Genomic DNA, 15,481 nt, shown 5'->3' on the forward strand with positions numbered 1-15,481 from the left:
AAAGCGGCCCCGGCGTCACTGAACCCAAAGGCCCTTTTCCTGCAACTGCCACCCCACCCACCCCAGGGTGATCGCCCGCAACCCCATGAACCCGAGGAACGCCAACCACAATCCATGGTTGCCGAACCCTCCCATGAGAACACCCAGGGGCAAAGCAATCAGCACCGAAAGCAACATCGCATTGCGCATCTCCCGCGCCCGGGTTGCACCAATGAACAACCCGTCCAGCAGATAACTCCACACCGCAATCAACGGCAGCAATGCCAGGTATGGCAGGTACGGATAAGCCGCCGCCCGCACGCTATCAATATTGGTCTGCAGGTCGATGAACAGGTGCCCGCCCAGCAGGAACACACCGGCAAACCCCAGGCTGATGATCAACGACCAACCACAGGCCACGACCAGCGAGCGGCGCAAGGTATCCCGGTCCCGTGCACCGATGGCATGCCCGCACAGCGCCTCCACGGCGTGCGCCAGGCCATCGAGGGCGTAAGCGGTGAGCAGCAGCCCGTTGAGCAGCAGGGCATTGGCCGCCACCGTGGCTTCACCCAGGCGCGCACCCTGCACGGTGATCAGCAGAAACACCATCTGCAGCGCCAGGCTGCGCAGAAAGATGTCGCGGTTCACCGCCAGCAGCGGGCGCCAGGCCTGCCAGCGTTTGAGCGTTGACCACACGATCTGCCCCGGGTAGGCGCGCAGGGCCGGGCGGGTCAGGGCAAGGCCGAGCAACGCGGCGCTCCATTCGGCGATCACCGAGGCCCGTGCCGAGCCCAGCACGCCCCAGTTCAGGCCCAGCACGAACCACAGGTTGAGAGCGATGTTCAGCAGGTTGGTGGTCAGCAGAATCGCTAGCGGCGCCCGCGCGTTCTGGGTGCCGAGGAACCAGCCGACCAGCGCATAACTGGCCAGCGCTGCCGGCAGGCCGAGCAAGCGGGTGTGGAAGAAGTCTTCGGTGGATTGCTGCAACGCCTCGCTTGGCTGCATGGCGTGCAGCGCCAGCTGGCTGAAGGGCAGGGCGAGCAGGCCGATCAGCAGGGCAAAGGCCACCGCCAGTAGCAGGCCCTGCACCAGCACCTGGCGCAGCGCCGCGCCGTCGGCACGCCCGGCGGCCTGGGCGGCGAAGCCGGTGGAACCCATGCGCAGGAACCCCATCAGGCCGACCATGAAGGTGAACAGCGTGGCGCCCACGGCCACGGCGCCAAGCTGGTGGGCATGGGGCAGGTGGCCGATGACGGTGCTGTCGACCAGGGCGACCAGCGGCACGGAAATATTCGAGAGGATCATCGGCGCAGCCAGCGCCCAGACCTTGCTGTGGGTGGGACGATGCTGCCAGTCGGTGGCCAGTTGCGACATTGGAATCCTTGCCTGATCAGGGTCCGCTTCAACGATGGCCACAGTGTAACGGCCGGGCCACCTATTCGCGCGACTCTGGTCACACCTCGCACGCAACATCGGGTACTGCGCCTGCGTTTGCGCTATAGTTGCTGCCCTCACGTACACCCTGCCAAAGAGTTTCTACTCCATGTTCAACAAAGGATTGTTGCTGGCCTGTGCGCTGGCTTTGCTCAGTGCCTGTGACTCTTCGACACCGGACAAACCTGTACCGGCCGAAAAACCGGCGGCCAGCGCGCCTGCCGCTGCCCCGGCAGCCCAGCGCGAAGACCCGGCCAAGCTCGCCAAGCGCTACGAGGGCCGCGAGCTCACGGTGCTGGATGTTTCCGAAGTGCAGCTCGATGGCGCTGCCACATTGTCGATCAGTTTCTCCGCGCCGCTGGATGCCAAGCAGGACTTGGCCACCAAGGTGCATCTGGTCGATACCGTCAAAGGTAAGCTCGATGGCGCCTGGGAACTCTCCGACAACCAGATGGAGCTGCGCCTGCGTCACCTCGAGCCACAGCGCAAGCTGGTGCTGACCGTCGACAAAGGCCTGCTGGCCGTCAACGGCAAGCAACTGGAAGAAGAGTCGATCACCCGCCTGGAAACCCGCGACATGCAGCCGACCATCGGCTTCGCCAGCCGCGGTTCGCTGCTGCCGACCCGCCTGGCCGAAGGCCTGCCGGTGATCGCCCTGAATGTCGACAAGGTCGATGTCGAGTTCTTCCGGGTAAAACCGGAAATGCTCTCGACCTTCCTCGCCAACTGGGGACGCAACAGCAGCCTGTACTACTACCAGTCCAAGGAAACCCTGGACATGGCCGAACTGGTCTACAGCGGCCGCTTCGACCTCAACCCCGCGCGTAACACCCGCGAGACCGTGCTGCTGCCGATCGCCGGCATCAAGCCGCTGCAGGAGCCAGGCGTGTACCTGGCGGTGATGCGTGCCTCGGGGACCTACGACTACTCGCAACCGGCGACGTTGTTCACCCTCAGCGATATCGGCGTATCCGCGCACCGTTACCGCGACCGCCTCGATGTATTCGCCCAGGCCCTGGAAGGCGGCAAGGCGATGAGCGGGGTCAACCTGGAAATCCACGACGACAAGGGCAAGCTGCTGGCCCAGGCCAGCACCGATGGCGATGGCCATGCCCAACTGCCGATCACGCCCAAGGCTGACACCCTGATCGCCACCCAGGGCGTGCACACCACCCTGCTGCGCCTGAACAGCGCAGCGCTGGACCTGGCCGAGTTCGATATCACCGGGCCCCAGGCCAACCCGCTGCAGTTCTTCATCTTCGGCCCGCGCGACCTGTACCGCCCAGGCGAAACCGTGCTGCTCAACGGCCTGCTGCGCGACCAGGACGGCAAGCCGGTCAAAGCCCAGCCAGTCAGCGTGGAAGTGCGCCGACCCGATGAACAGGTCAGCCGCAAGTTCGTCTGGGAGGCCGACAGCAATGGCCTTTACCAGTACCAGCTGCAACTGGCTACCGAGGCCCCGACCGGCCGCTGGCAACTGCTGCTGGACCTCGGCGGCGGGCGCAAGCAGGTGTATGAATTCCTTGTCGAAGACTTCCTGCCCGAGCGCCTGGCGCTGGAGCTCAAGGGCAGCAGCACCCCGCTGTCGCCTGACGAGAATGCGCGCATCCGGGTCAATGGCCGTTACCTCTACGGCGCCCCGGCAGCCGGCAATCGCCTGAGCGGCCAGGCTTATGTGCGCCCGCTGCGCGAGGCGGTCCCCGCGCTGCCCGGCTACCAGTTCGGTTCGGTCACCGAAACCGAGCTGAACCAGGACCTGGAGCTGGACGAAGTGACCCTCGACCAGGCCGGCAAGGCCGTGGTCGAAATCGAGAGCCGTTGGGCTGAAGCCCGTTCGCCGCTGCAACTGACCGTGCAGGCCAGCCTGCAGGAGTCGGGTGGTCGGCCGATTACCCGGCGCCTGGAACAACCCATCTGGCCGGCTGAGCGTCTGCCAGGCCTGCGTGGCCTGTTTGACGGTGAGGAAACCGACAGCGACGCGCCGGTGGAATTCGAGTTCCTGGTAGCCGACCGCGACGGCAACAAGTTGGCCGCCGAAGACCTCAAGGTGCGCTTGATCCGCGAGCGCCGCGACTATTACTGGAACTACTCGCAGAGCGATGGCTGGAGCTACGCCTACAACGAGAAGTTCCTCACCCAGAGCGAGGAGACCATCAGCGTCAAGGCCGGCTCCACCGCCAAGCTGAGCTTCCCGGTTGAATGGGGCCCGTACCGCGTCGAGGTGGAAGACCCGCAGACCGGCCTGGTGTCCAGCGAGCGTTTCTGGGCTGGCTACCGTGCCCAGGACAACGCCGAAGGCGGCGCGGTGCGCCCGGACCAGGTCAAGCTGGCGCTGGACAAGCCATCCTATGCCGACGGCGCTACCGCCAAGGTCACCGTTACCCCACCGGCGGCCGGCAGCGGCTACCTGATGATCGAATCCAGCGACGGCCCGCTGTGGTGGCAGGAGATCGACGTGCCCGCCGAAGGCAAGACCTTCGATGTGGAGCTGGACGAGAAGTGGGCCCGCCATGACCTGTACATCAGCGCACTGGTGATCCGCCCCGGTGAGCGCAAGGCCAATGCCACGCCGAAACGCGCGGTGGGCGTGCTGCACCTGCCGCTGGACCGTGCCGAGCGCAAACTGGCGGTGAGCCTGCAGGCACCGGAAAAGATGCGCCCGAAACAGCCGCTGACGGTCAAGGTCAAGGCCGCCAATGCCGATGGCAGTATCCCCAAGCAGGTGCATGTGCTGTTGTCGGCGGTGGACGTGGGTATCCTCAACATCACCGACTTCAAAACCCCCGACCCGTTCGCCAGCCTGTTCGGGCGCAAGGCCTATGGTGCCGACCAGCTGGATATCTACGGCCAGCTGATCGAAGCCGGCCAGGGCCGCCTGGCCAGCCTGGCATTCGGCGGTGACGCGGCGATGGCCAAGGGTGGCAAGCGCCCCAACACCACCGTGACCATCGTTGCCCAGCAGAGCCTGCCGGTGACCCTGGACGCCAAGGGCGAGGGCCAGGCCACGGTCGATATCCCCGATTTCAACGGCGAACTGCGGCTGATGGCCCAGGCCTGGACCGATGAGCACTTCGGCATGGCCGAAGGCAAGACGGTAGTCGCCGCGCCACTGATTGCCGAGCTGTCGGCGCCGCGCTTCCTCGCCGGTGGCGACCGCACCAGCCTGGCGCTGGACCTGGCCAACCTGTCCGGCCGCGCCCAGCAGCTGAACGTTGAAATCAGCACCGAAGGCCAGCTGAGCCTGGCGGCCAGCGCCCAGCAGAACGTCAACCTGGCTGAGGGCCAGCGTTCGACGCTGATGATCCCGGTACAGGCCCAGGGTGGCCTGGGCCAGGGCAAGGTGCGTGTGCGGGTCACCGGCCTGCAGCTACCGAACGAGCCGAGCAGGGCGTTCGAACGTGACTGGACCCTGGGCGTGCGCCCGGCCTACCCGGCCATGCTCAAGCATTACCGCGTGGCCTTGAAGGATCAGCCGTGGACCCTGCCTGAAGCAGACCTGGCCGCCTTCGAGCCTGCCGGCCTGGAAGCCACCCTGGCCTTGTCGAGCCGGCCGCCGCTGAACCTGGGCGAGCAGATCCGCGCCCTCGAGGCCTACCCTTACGGGTGCCTGGAGCAGACCACCAGTGGCCTGTACCCGTCGCTGTACGCGGATGCCGACAGCCTCAAGCGCCTGGGCATCAAGGGCGAACCGGCGGATGTGCGCAAGCGCAAGATCGAAATGGGCATCGAGCACCTGCTGGGCATGCAGCGCTACAACGGCAGCTTCGGCCTGTGGAGCTCGGACAGCGAAGAAGAGTACTGGCTGACCGCCTATGTCACCGACTTCTTGCTGCGTGCCCGTGACCAGGGCTACGGCGTGCCGGCCGAAGCACTGAAGAAGGCCAGCGAGCGCTTGCTGCGTTATGTGCAGGAGCGCAACCTGATCGAAGTCGACTACAGCGACAACGCCGAGCACACCCGCTTTGCCGTACAGGCCTACGCCGCATTGGTGTTGGCGCGCAGCCAGCAGGCACCGTTGGGCGCCCTGCGTGGCCTGTTCGAACGCCGCGCCGACGCCCGTTCCGGCCTGCCGCTGGTGCAGCTGGCGGTAGCACTGGACAAGATGGGCGACAAGCCACGCGCCAACCAAGCCTTGCAGGCTGGCCTGGCCATCAGCCGCAGCAAAGGCTGGATGGCTGATTACGGCAGTTCGCTGCGAGACCAGGCGCTGATCCTGGCACTGCTGCAGGAGAACGACATGGCCAGCAGCAAGGTCGACCAGCGCCTGTTCGCCTTGTCGGACGAGCTGGCAGCCAACCGCTGGTTGTCGACCCAGGAACGCAATGCGCTGTTCCTGGCTGGCCGTGGCCTGCTGGGCAAGCCGGAAGGCCAGTGGCAGGCACGCCTGGACAGCGCCGGTGAGGTGCGTGAGTTCAACAATGCCGAGTCCGGCATGAAGCTGGAAGGCCCACTGCTGGCCTCGCCGCTGAGTGTGCAGAACCAGGGCAGCGAGACGCTGTACCAGCAGCTGACCTTGTCGGGTTACCCACGCCAGGCACAGCCAGCGGGTGGCAACGGCATGCAGATCCGCCGTGAGTACCTGGGCATGAATGGCCAGCCGCTGGACCTGCACAGCCTGCGCAGTGGCGACCTGGTGCTGGTGCACCTGGCGCTCAAGGCGGAAAACCCGGTGCCGGACGCGTTGGTAGTGGATCTGCTGCCGGCGGGCCTGGAGCTGGAAAACCAGAACCTGGCACAAAGTGCCGCCAGCCTGGACAACGCCAGCAGCGCGGTGAAGGAATGGCGCGATTCCATGCAGAACGCCAGCCTGGTGCACCAGGAGTACCGTGACGACCGTTACGTCGCCGCGCTCAAGCTCGACGGCTACGGCACCACCCACCTGCTGTACCTGGCGCGGGCGGTAACCCCGGGCACCTACCGTGTGCCAGCGCCGCAGGTCGAGTCGATGTACCGGCCCAACCTGCAGGCCGTGGGCGATGGGCAAGGGGAAATGACCGTCAGAGCCCGCTAGGGCGATGCGGTCTGGTGTAGGAGCGGCCTTGTGTCGCGAAAGGGCCGCAACGCGGCCCCATTGCCTGGGTACGCGGAACGGCGGGTAGACCGCGTCGCCAGGTTTTGCGGCCGCTGCGCGCCCGATCGCGACGCAAGGCCGCTCCTACACGATCGCCGCATCAGTCAGTGAATCACCCAGCTCATCACCCACAACCCCAGCATCAGCCAGATGATCCCGAGGATGATCGAGGCGCGCATGAACGCACGGATGGCCGAATACAGCAGCATCAGCCCGATGATCAGGGCCAGGATGCTGAGCAATGAGGTGTCCATGCCCAAGGTGCGTGCCAGGCCATCGATGAAATTGCCACCGGCGTTGGCCAGCAGATTGAACAACCCGCTGAATATGTCGACGATGAAGCGGATCAACGAGCCCAATGCCTGGCCCAGCCACTCGAAAAAACCTTCTACATGCATAGTTGCTTCCTGATGAACGAATCGGCGAGGTTACCGTTCCCCAGCCTTTGGCCATCACCTGGCCAGGTCGGTTCCCGATGCCAAGCTTAACGCGGCTGCGTAGCCGTGCGCGCCGGCTGTTGCGCATTGCCGTGCCTGGCATGCTGGTGGTGCTCGGTCTGTTGTGGCTGGCCGACCGCCTGTGGCCGCTGCCCATGCCTGGCGATGACCTGGCGCGGGTGGTGCTGGCCGAGGACGGCACGCCGTTGTGGCGCTTTGCCGATGCCGATGGCGTGTGGCGGTACCCGGTCAGCCCCGACGAGGTGTCGCCGTTGTACCTGCAGGCGCTGCTGACCTACGAGGACCGCTGGTTCTACCGCCACCCTGGGGTCAACCCACTGGCCCTGGCCCGCGCCGCCTGGCTCAACCTGCGCGGCGGGCGGGTGGTGTCGGGCGGCAGTACGCTGTCGATGCAGGTGGCACGCCTGCTCGACCCGCATGACCGCACCCTGGCCGGCAAGCTGCGGCAGTTGTGGCGTACCGCGCAGCTGGAGTGGCATCTGTCGAAACGCGAGATCCTGCAGATCTACCTGGACCGTGCGCCTTTCGGTGGCACCCTGCAGGGTGTTGCCGCTGCCAGCTGGGCCTACCTGGGCAAGTCGCCCATGCACCTGACCCCGGCCGAAGCGGCGCTGCTGGCGGTGCTGCCGCAGGCACCCAGCCGGCTGCGCCCGGATCGCCACCCCGAACGCGCCCAGCGCGCCCGTGACAAGGTGCTGCAACGCCTGGCCGAATACCAGGTATGGCCGGAGCGGCAAATCCGCGAGGCAACTGAAGAGCCGCTGGTGCTGGCGCCACGCCAGGAACCTGCCCTGGCGCCGCTGCTGGCGCGGCGCCTGAACAGCGCCGACAGCCCGCCGCTGATCCGCACCACGCTCGACGCCGCCTTGCAGCGGCGCCTCGAAGACCTGCTGCTGGGCTGGCGAGCACGGCTGCCGGAGCGGACCTCCGCCGCCATCCTGGTGGTCGAGGCGCAGACCATGGCGGTGCGCGCCTACCTGGGGTCGATCGACCTCGCCGACGAGCGCCGCTTCGGGCATGTCGACATGGTGCGCTCGCTGCGCTCGCCAGGTTCCACGCTCAAGCCGTTTCTCTACGGCATGGCCTTGGACGACGGCCTGATCCATTCCGAGTCGTTGCTGCAGGACGTACCGCGGCGCTATGGCGACTACCGCCCCGGCAACTTCTCCATGGGCTTCAGCGGGCCGGTGTCGGCCAGTTCGGCTTTGGCGCTTTCGCTCAACCTGCCGGCAGTGCAGTTGCTGGAAGCCTACGGCCCGAAACGCTTTGCCGCGCAGTTGCGCATGGCTGGCATGCCGCTGACCTTGCCGCCCCTGGCCGAGCCCAACCTGTCGTTGATCCTGGGCGGCGCGGGCAGCCGCCTGGAAGACCTGGTGGGTGGCTATGCGGCGCTGGCGCGGGGTGGCAACAGTGCACGGGTGCGCCTGCAACCGCAGGACCCGTTGCTGGAACGCCGCCTGCTGTCTCCCGGGGCAGCCTGGATCATCCGGCGTATCCTCAGCGGGCAGGCGCGCCCCGACCGCGACCCGCATGCCGAGTTGGTGCAACGCCCGCAACTGGCCTGGAAGACTGGCACCAGTTACGGCTTTCGTGACGCCTGGTCGATTGGCGTGGGGCCACGCTACCTGATCGGTGTGTGGATCGGCCGCCCCGACGGTACGCCGGTGCCCGGGCAGTTCGGCCTGGCTTCGGCGGCGCCGCTGATGCTGCAGGTGCACGACCTGTTGAGCAACCGCGACAGCCAACGTGGCATCAGTGTGCCGGTCGAACGGGTACCGGCGAATGTTGGCGTGGCAGCGATCTGTTGGCCGCTGGGCCAGCCATTGCACAAGCAGGACCCGAATTGCCGGCGTCAGCGTTTCGCCTGGACGTTGGACGGCACTACACCGCCCACCCTGCAGGCGGCCGACCAGCCGCTCGGCCTGGGCCTGCGTGAAAGCGTGTGGGTCAACGACCAAGGGCTCCGCGTCGATGGCAGCTGCCCCGGCGCCAAAGCCCGCGACATCGCGTTGTGGCCGGCCCCGCTGGAGCCTTGGCTACCTCGTGTCGAGCGGCGGGCGGCGCGCCTGCCGGCCATCGACCCGGCGTGCCCGCCGCAGGTGCCGGCCAGTGCGCCGCCGCTATCGATCGTGGGCGTGCGCCCGGGCGACAACCTGCGTCGTCCGGCGACCAGCAGCGAGCCGTTGCAGCTGCATGTGTCAGCGCTGGGTGGCGGCGGCCGGCGTTGGTGGTTCCTCAACGGCCAGCCGTTGGGCGAGACCCAGGGGCAGGACAGCTTGCTGGTCCGCTTCCAGCAGGTCGGTCAGGCCGAAATCAGCGCGCTGGATGAAAGCGGCGAGACGGCGCGGGTGACGTTCCAGGTCAGCGAGTAGCGGTTGCTTCAATGGCGGGTGAAGCGCTGCTGTATCGGCGATGAACTGGGCGTCAGCGCCAAGGCCAGTTGGGTGCGGTTGTGCATGTGGGTCAGGCGCAATACCTGTGACACATACAGCTTCACGGTATTTTCGGTAATGCCCAGCTCGCAGGCGATCTGGTAATTGGTCTTGCCGGTGCTCACCAGCCGCGCCACTTCCAGCTGGCGCGGTGATAGCTTCTCGAACGCCGCAGGCAGCTCGCTTTCAGCGTCTTCGGCATCGTTGGCACGCCGATGCACACCTTGGCCGCGGGCTTTTTCCAGGTCCCGATACAGCTCGTCCACGGATTCGGCCAACTCCTGCAAACGTTGGTTCAGCCCGCCCAGGTCGCGGATATTGCGTTGGCGCTCCAGTACCACCTGTTCCTGCCGACGCACCCCTTCCAGCAGTTCATCGAGGTCCATGGGCTTCTGGTAGTAATCGGCAAAGCCTTCACGCAGTGCGCGAATAACGTCCTGCTTCTCGGCACGCCCGGTCAGCAGGATGGCCTCGAAAATACGCTGGTCACCCAGTGCCTTCAACGCGCGGACCAGCTCGATACCATCTCGCCCGGGCATGCTCAGGTCACAGATGACCAGGCCGATGGCCTCGTCGGCCTGGTAACGGTCGATGGCTTCGTCAGTGCAATGGGCTGGCAGGCATTGATAACCCTGGGCCCCGAGGAACTCACAGAGTTGCTCGACGATTACGGCTTGGTCATCCACCACCAGGATTTTCACTTGGCTGAATGCTTTGGACACGATCGACTCCCTGTTCTTATGCAGTCCTGCTCCCGAGCCAGATGCTGTGGCAAGTAAAAATAGTCGCGGGGAGCGGCTTTGTACAAGTTATGTACAGGTATCGGACCAAGGGATCGTTCATTGGATCCATACAGCGGTCAAAAGAAAACCGCTGAGCACATAGGGGACGAATGCCTGCTTGTCGCCCATTTCCTCGGTAAGGGCCTGCAAACGCTTTTTCACCTTGGGGTTGAGCAAGGTCCACAGGCGTCGGCGGGTGAGTAGCCACACCAGCACGCTGACGCCGGCGCCGATGAAGGTGCCGAGCACATAGTGCGGGCTGGTGGCCAGGGCCAGGGCGCCCATCAGCTTGACATCATCGGCGCCGAAACGGCCGAGCATGTAGCCGGGCAGGGTCAGCAACATGACGATGGCCAGTGCCCAGCCGGCATCGCTGGCATCGGCGCCGATCCAGCTGCGCCCGGTGGCGAACAGCCAGACCAGGGCGCAGGTCGCCACGCCCAGTGTCAGCAGGTTGGAGATCTGGCGTTGACGCACGTCCTGTTCGGAGCACAAGGCAAGCCACAGCAGGAGAACAATGCTTTGCATGGGCGGGGCGCCTTCCAAAGGTTGAACACATCTACCCGGTCAGTCAGGTTTCCTTAAGTGAAGATAGACCTGCAGGAACAGGCTTGCCCGCTCCTGCAGGACATCACTTCCGGCTGCCAGGCGGATAATTGCCCAGCACCTTGGCCACGGTGTTCTGGATTGCGCTGTTGCGTTCTTCCGGGCTTGGCGGGTAGTTGTTCATGATCTGCTCGGCACTGCCGCGCCATACCAGCTTGCCATCACGCCCGTCGAACAGGTCGATCTGAATGGTGGCGACCTTGTAGTCGACACTGCGGGTTTCGTTGTACATCGGGCCGCCCCAGTAGCCACCCCAGTATCCGCCCCAGCCACCGCCGTAGTTGGTGGTGATCTGTTGCTGGCGCTGCTCGACGATCAGGTAGGTGCGCACGGTCAGGTCCGGCCGTGCGCCGCCCTGGGCCGGGCGCAGGCCGCGTTGGTCGAGCTGGTCGGCGACCGCCTGGCGAATGCGTTGTTCGGTCAGGTCGCTCTTGATCCGTGGGTCGTCCGGGCGGTATTGCAGGCCCGGTTCCTGCCAGGCCCAGCTGCGGTAGGCGGCAAAATCGCGGCTGGCGTCGAAATCCTGCTGGACGTTATTGCTGGCGCAGGCGGCCAGCAACAACGCGAATGACAGTAGAACGAGGCGGCGCAACATGATGGTTCTCCGTTAGGCACTAACTGGGAGGATAGCCGCTGAGCGCCTTGTATACCGAGTCGCGCACGGCACTTTCGCGTTCTCGCGGCGAGTCCCTGTCACTGCCGCTTTCGGCGCTGGCGCTCCACACCGGCTGGCCGCTGCGGGCGTCGTACAGGTCGATGCGGACCACCATCACCTGCACTTCGTAGGTACGTACGACAGGCACATTGGCATAGCCCCCATAACCATTGCGGTAGCCGCCATAGCCGATACCGCCGTAGGGGTAGGGGCCGTAATAGGGGTCGTAGGTGTCGTAGTCACGCACTTGGCGCAAGCGCTTTTCCAGGCGTATGTCGGCGCTCACCAGCAGGTCGCCGGGGCCACTGTGGGCCGGGCGCAGACCATGCTGGTCGAGGGCACCGCTGACGGCATCGGCCAGTTGCGCCGGGTCGGTATTTGCCGAGCCGCTGGGCAACTGGCCGTTGCGCCAGCTCCAGCTGCGGTAATGCCCGTAGTCTCGCGTGGGCGCCGGGTAGGCACTCGCATCGAAGGTGGTCGCCGCCTGGGCAGGGGCGGGGGGCAACGGGCGGCTGCTGGCCACGTACGGGTTGCTGCCCTGGCAGCCAGCCAGGGCAAGCGGCAGCAGCGCCAGGCACAACAGACGGTACGGCATGTAGTCCTCCGACGGATGAGTCAGCGGGGGCGGCAGACCCAGTGCAGGTAGCGGCCGAGCCCGGCGAAACTGGGGTGGCGACGGTAGGCCAGTTCCATTTCCAGCAGGTCGAGCAGCTCGGCCTTGCCTTGGAATTCCTTGGGCATGTAGTCATGGAACACGCGCACGCCACTTTCGCTTTCAACCTGCCACATAGGCTCAAGTTGCGCCCTGAGTTGGCGCGGATCAAGTGGTTTTTGTGGCGTGAGGCTCTGCTTTTCGCCTTCCAGCCGGTTGCTGCGCAACTTGCGGAAATGGCCCTTGAGCAGGTTGCGATAGACCAGTGCGTCACGGTTGTAGAAAGCCAGCGACAGCCACCCGGAAGGGGCGGTGAGCTGATGCAGCACAGGCAGGATGCTTTCCGGTTCGGCCAGCCATTCGAGCACAGCGTGGCACAGCACCAGGTCATAGCGTTCGGTGAGCTGGCCAAGCAGGTCTTGCCACGGGGCCTGGATGAAGGTGGCCGGCTGGCCTGCTTCGGCGAAGCGTGCCCGGGCGCCATCGAGCATCGGCGCGGCGGGCTCGGCCAGGGTCAGCTGGTGGCCACGTTGTGCCAGCCACAAGGCCATGTGGCCCAACCCGGCACCAATATCGAGGATGCGCAGGGGGCGGTCGGGCAAGGCTTCGGCCAGGTCGGCCTGGAGCACGGCCAGGCGGATCGCGCCCTTGGCGCCGCCATAGATCTTCTCGGCAAAGCGGGTGGCCAGCTCATCGAAATGACGGTCGTTCATCGGGCGAAGCGCCTCTCGCTGTCGGCCAGCTTGGCCCGCACCACCTGGTCCATGTCCAGGCCAAGTTCGCTGCACAACAGCAGCAGGTAGAGCACTACGTCACCGATTTCCTGGCCGGCATGGGCCAGCTTGTCGGCGGGCAGCTGGCGCGATTGGTCTTCGCTCAGCCACTGAAAGATTTCCACCAGCTCGGCCATTTCGACGCTGGCGGCCATGGCCAGGTTCTTCGGGCTATGGAAGCCGCGCCAGTCGTTGTTGTCGCGGATTTGGTGCAGGCGTTGGGTGAGTTCTTGCAGGTTCATCGGGGTCTCCTAATGCTGCATAGCTTCAGCGCAGGCCCGATGCAAAGCAAGCGTGTTCCGCCACGGCAGGCGGGGTTCATGTAGGCGCGACACAAGGCCGCGCCTACAAGGGCTCCCAACGCCCGACCATATGCAGCACGCCGCCATGCCCGTCCAGCCGCAGCGTTCCCTGCGGCCCTGCCTCACTGGCACTGAGCAGCACCTCCGACGGCAACCGCACCGGCTTGCGGAAACCCACCTCGAAGGCATAACCACTGTGCGGCAGGCGGCCACGCAACGCTGCCAGGGCCATGGCCTTGCTCCACATGCCATGGGCGATGGCGGTGGGGAAGCCGAACAGCCGGGCACTGGCGGCGCTGAGGTGGATCGGGTTGTAATCCCCGCAGACCTTGGCATAACGCCGGCCAATATCGCTGTCGGCGTACCAGCGGGTCGCCTCCGGCAATGCCGCCGGTTGCTCTTCGGCCGGCTCGTCCGCCGCGCCATCCAGCTTCAGCCCGCGCACCAGCATGCGGCTGGTCTCGCGCCAGAGCAGGCCGATGCCGTCTTCGGCTTCGCTGACCAGGTCGAAGGTGCCGCCCTTGGCGTGCGCTTGCAGGTTGTCCGTATACACCGCAAAGCGCAGCCCTTCGACAGCGCCGAGCGGGCGTAGCACTTCGATGCGGTTGTGCAGGTGCACCAGGCCCAGCAGGGGGAAGGGGAAATCGTCGGCGGTCATCAATTGCAACTGCAAGGTGAACGCCATCACGTGCGGGTAAGTAGCCGGCAGGCGGCCATCGTCGGTGAAATGGCACAGCCGCCGATAGGCTGCCAGGTTGCCCGGCTGGACGCCGATGAGGCAACGCAGGCCATCGCCCGGCAGGCGGTCACCGCTGATCTTGCGCTTGCTGGCTGCGCGCAGGTACAGGCTGGCGCGCGAAGCCGGGCTGTGCAGGTCGTGCCAGTGTCGGCTCATGTTCACGCTCCCATCAAGGCCTGGCCGCAAACGCGCAGCACCTGGCCGTTGATCGCCCCGGAGCCGGGCTGGCTGAGCCAGGCGATGGCTTCGGCGACGTCCTGCGGGCGCCCGCCCTGGCCCAGCGAACTCAAGCGTCGCCCGGCCTCGCGCAGGCCCATGGGCATGACGGCGGTCATGTGGGTTTCGATGAACCCGGGGGCCACGGCATTGATGCTGCCGCCACGCTCGGCAAGGCGTGGCGCCCAGGCCTGGGCCAGGCCGATCAAACCAGCCTTGCTGGCGGCATAGTTGGCCTGCCCGCGGTTGCCGGCGATGCCGCTGACCGAGGCCAGCAAGGTGATCCGCGCATTGTCACCGAGGGCGCCGTGGTCAAGCAGCGCCTGGGTCAGTACCTGCGGCGCCTTGAGGTTTACCGCCAGCACCGCATCCCAGTATTCCGGGGTCATGTTGGCCAGGGTCTTGTCGCGGGTGATACCGGCATTGTGCACCACGATGTCGATGCCCTCCGGCAGCGCTGCGAGCAAGCGGCTGGCCGCGTCGCCCGCGCAGATATCCAGCGCCAGCGCCTTGCCACCCAGGCGCGCGGCCAGGGCGTCGAGGTCCTGGCTGGCCTGCGGCACGTCCAGCAACAACACGTCGGCGCCATCCCGCGCCAGGGTTTCGGCAATCGCAGCGCCGATGCCGCGTGCGGCGCCGGTCACCAGGGCGCGGCGGCCCGCCAGTGGCCGGGTCCAGTCCTCGACCTGGCTGGCGCAGGCTTCCAGGCGCAGCACCTGGCCGGAAACGAAGGCGCTTTTCGGCGACAGGAAGAAACGCAATGCGCCCTCCAGCTGGCTGTCTGCGCCGGGGGCGACATACAGCAGCTGCGCGGTCGCGCCATTGCGCAGTTCCTTGGCCAGCGAGCGGCTGAAGCCCTCCAGGGCCCGTTGCGCAATGCTCGCCAGCGGGTCAGCGAGGCTTTCCGGGGCGCGCCCCAGCAGCACCACGTGGGCGCACGGTGCCAGGCTGCGCAGCAACGGCTGGAAGAATTCGCGCAACTGCTTCAACGCGTCGCTGTCGGACAAATGCGTGGCATCGAACACCACGGCCTTGATTTTCGGCCCCAGGCCGGCCACCCACGGCTCGGCCTGGAGGTTGTCGGTATTGAAGCGGTAAAGCGTGTCGGTAAGGCGCGGGGCGAGGGCTTCGACCTGGCTTGCCAGCGGCCCGCCACCCAGCACCAGGGCGCCCTCCACCGGGCGCAGGCGGCCGGCCTGCCAGCGCTCCAGCGGAGCCGGGTGTGGCAGGCCAAGGGCATCCACAAGCCGGCGGCCGAGGGTGGAGTTGGCAAAGCCGAGGTAGCGATCGCTCATGAGTGGTCTCCCGGAAGGCAAGCTTGAAAGTGTGGACCAAGTTTGTAGCAAGGTCGTTCGAATGCGCTAAAAACACCTAGGCTGTAC

Annotated in this window: 12 protein-coding genes; 2 read left to right on the plus strand and 10 right to left on the minus strand. The window is 66.0% G+C overall.

What is annotated here, in order from left to right; translation table 11 throughout:
• Positions 1-15: 15 nt before the first annotated feature.
• Positions 16-1,353, minus strand: coding sequence for an MATE family efflux transporter (locus JKP78_RS05530; protein WP_186689661.1), 1,338 nt, complete (start codon positions 1,351-1,353; stop codon positions 16-18).
• 169 nt (positions 1,354-1,522) lie between these two features.
• Here JKP78_RS05530 and JKP78_RS05535 point away from each other — a divergent pair, with 169 nt between their 5' ends.
• Positions 1,523-6,424 carry an alpha-2-macroglobulin family protein gene (locus tag JKP78_RS05535; RefSeq protein WP_186689659.1) on the plus strand — a complete coding sequence of 1,634 codons (4,902 nt, stop codon included), beginning with the start codon at positions 1,523-1,525 and terminating at the stop codon, positions 6,422-6,424.
• Between the two features lie 164 nt (positions 6,425-6,588).
• On the opposite strand, the gene JKP78_RS05540 is transcribed toward JKP78_RS05535, so the two are convergent.
• Positions 6,589-6,882 (minus strand): hypothetical protein, encoded by a 294-nt coding sequence (locus JKP78_RS05540; RefSeq protein WP_170028107.1) that lies wholly within the window; start codon positions 6,880-6,882, stop codon positions 6,589-6,591.
• 77 nt (positions 6,883-6,959) lie between these two features.
• Here JKP78_RS05540 and pbpC point away from each other — a divergent pair, with 77 nt between their 5' ends.
• Entirely contained in the window at positions 6,960-9,314 is a 2,355-nt protein-coding gene (pbpC, locus tag JKP78_RS05545; RefSeq protein WP_200626204.1) for a peptidoglycan glycosyltransferase PbpC, read from the plus strand.
• A gap of 8 nt (positions 9,315-9,322) precedes the next feature.
• On the opposite strand, the gene JKP78_RS05550 is transcribed toward pbpC, so the two are convergent.
• The 8 genes from JKP78_RS05550 to JKP78_RS05585 form a co-directional block, all read right to left on the minus strand.
• A complete protein-coding gene (locus JKP78_RS05550; protein WP_186689656.1) occupies positions 9,323-10,096 on the minus strand; it encodes a response regulator transcription factor in 774 nt (257 codons plus the stop codon).
• 117 nt (positions 10,097-10,213) lie between these two features.
• Positions 10,214-10,684: an A24 family peptidase gene (locus JKP78_RS05555; protein ID WP_186689654.1), complete on the minus strand. Its 471-nt coding sequence runs from the start codon at positions 10,682-10,684 to the stop codon at positions 10,214-10,216.
• A 103-nt stretch (positions 10,685-10,787) separates the two neighbouring features.
• On the minus strand, positions 10,788-11,357 hold the full coding sequence (locus JKP78_RS05560) for a DUF4136 domain-containing protein (RefSeq protein ID WP_200626205.1): 570 nt from the start codon (positions 11,355-11,357) through the stop codon (positions 10,788-10,790).
• 19 nt (positions 11,358-11,376) lie between these two features.
• Positions 11,377-12,012 carry a DUF4136 domain-containing protein gene (locus JKP78_RS05565; protein ID WP_186689653.1) on the minus strand — a complete coding sequence of 212 codons (636 nt, stop codon included), beginning with the start codon at positions 12,010-12,012 and terminating at the stop codon, positions 11,377-11,379.
• A 20-nt stretch (positions 12,013-12,032) separates the two neighbouring features.
• Complete coding sequence (locus JKP78_RS05570; RefSeq protein WP_170028113.1) at positions 12,033-12,782, minus strand: methyltransferase domain-containing protein; 750 nt, start codon at positions 12,780-12,782, stop codon at positions 12,033-12,035.
• A complete protein-coding gene (locus JKP78_RS05575; RefSeq protein ID WP_013970728.1) occupies positions 12,779-13,084 on the minus strand; it encodes a MazG-like family protein in 306 nt (101 codons plus the stop codon). The genes JKP78_RS05570 and JKP78_RS05575 overlap by 4 nt, the downstream gene beginning before the upstream one ends.
• A 103-nt stretch (positions 13,085-13,187) precedes the next feature.
• The gene (locus JKP78_RS05580; RefSeq protein ID WP_200626206.1) at positions 13,188-14,039 is read right to left on the minus strand and encodes a MaoC family dehydratase; all 852 of its coding nucleotides are present in this window, start codon (positions 14,037-14,039) and stop codon (positions 13,188-13,190) included.
• 2 nt (positions 14,040-14,041) lie between these two features.
• Positions 14,042-15,394: a 3-oxoacyl-ACP reductase gene (locus tag JKP78_RS05585; RefSeq protein ID WP_186689651.1), complete on the minus strand. Its 1,353-nt coding sequence runs from the start codon at positions 15,392-15,394 to the stop codon at positions 14,042-14,044.
• Positions 15,395-15,481: the final 87 nt, after the last annotated feature.

It is taken from the genome of Pseudomonas sp. LAM2023 (assembly GCF_016620375.1).
Taxonomy (GTDB): domain Bacteria; phylum Pseudomonadota; class Gammaproteobacteria; order Pseudomonadales; family Pseudomonadaceae; genus Aquipseudomonas; species Aquipseudomonas anuradhapurensis.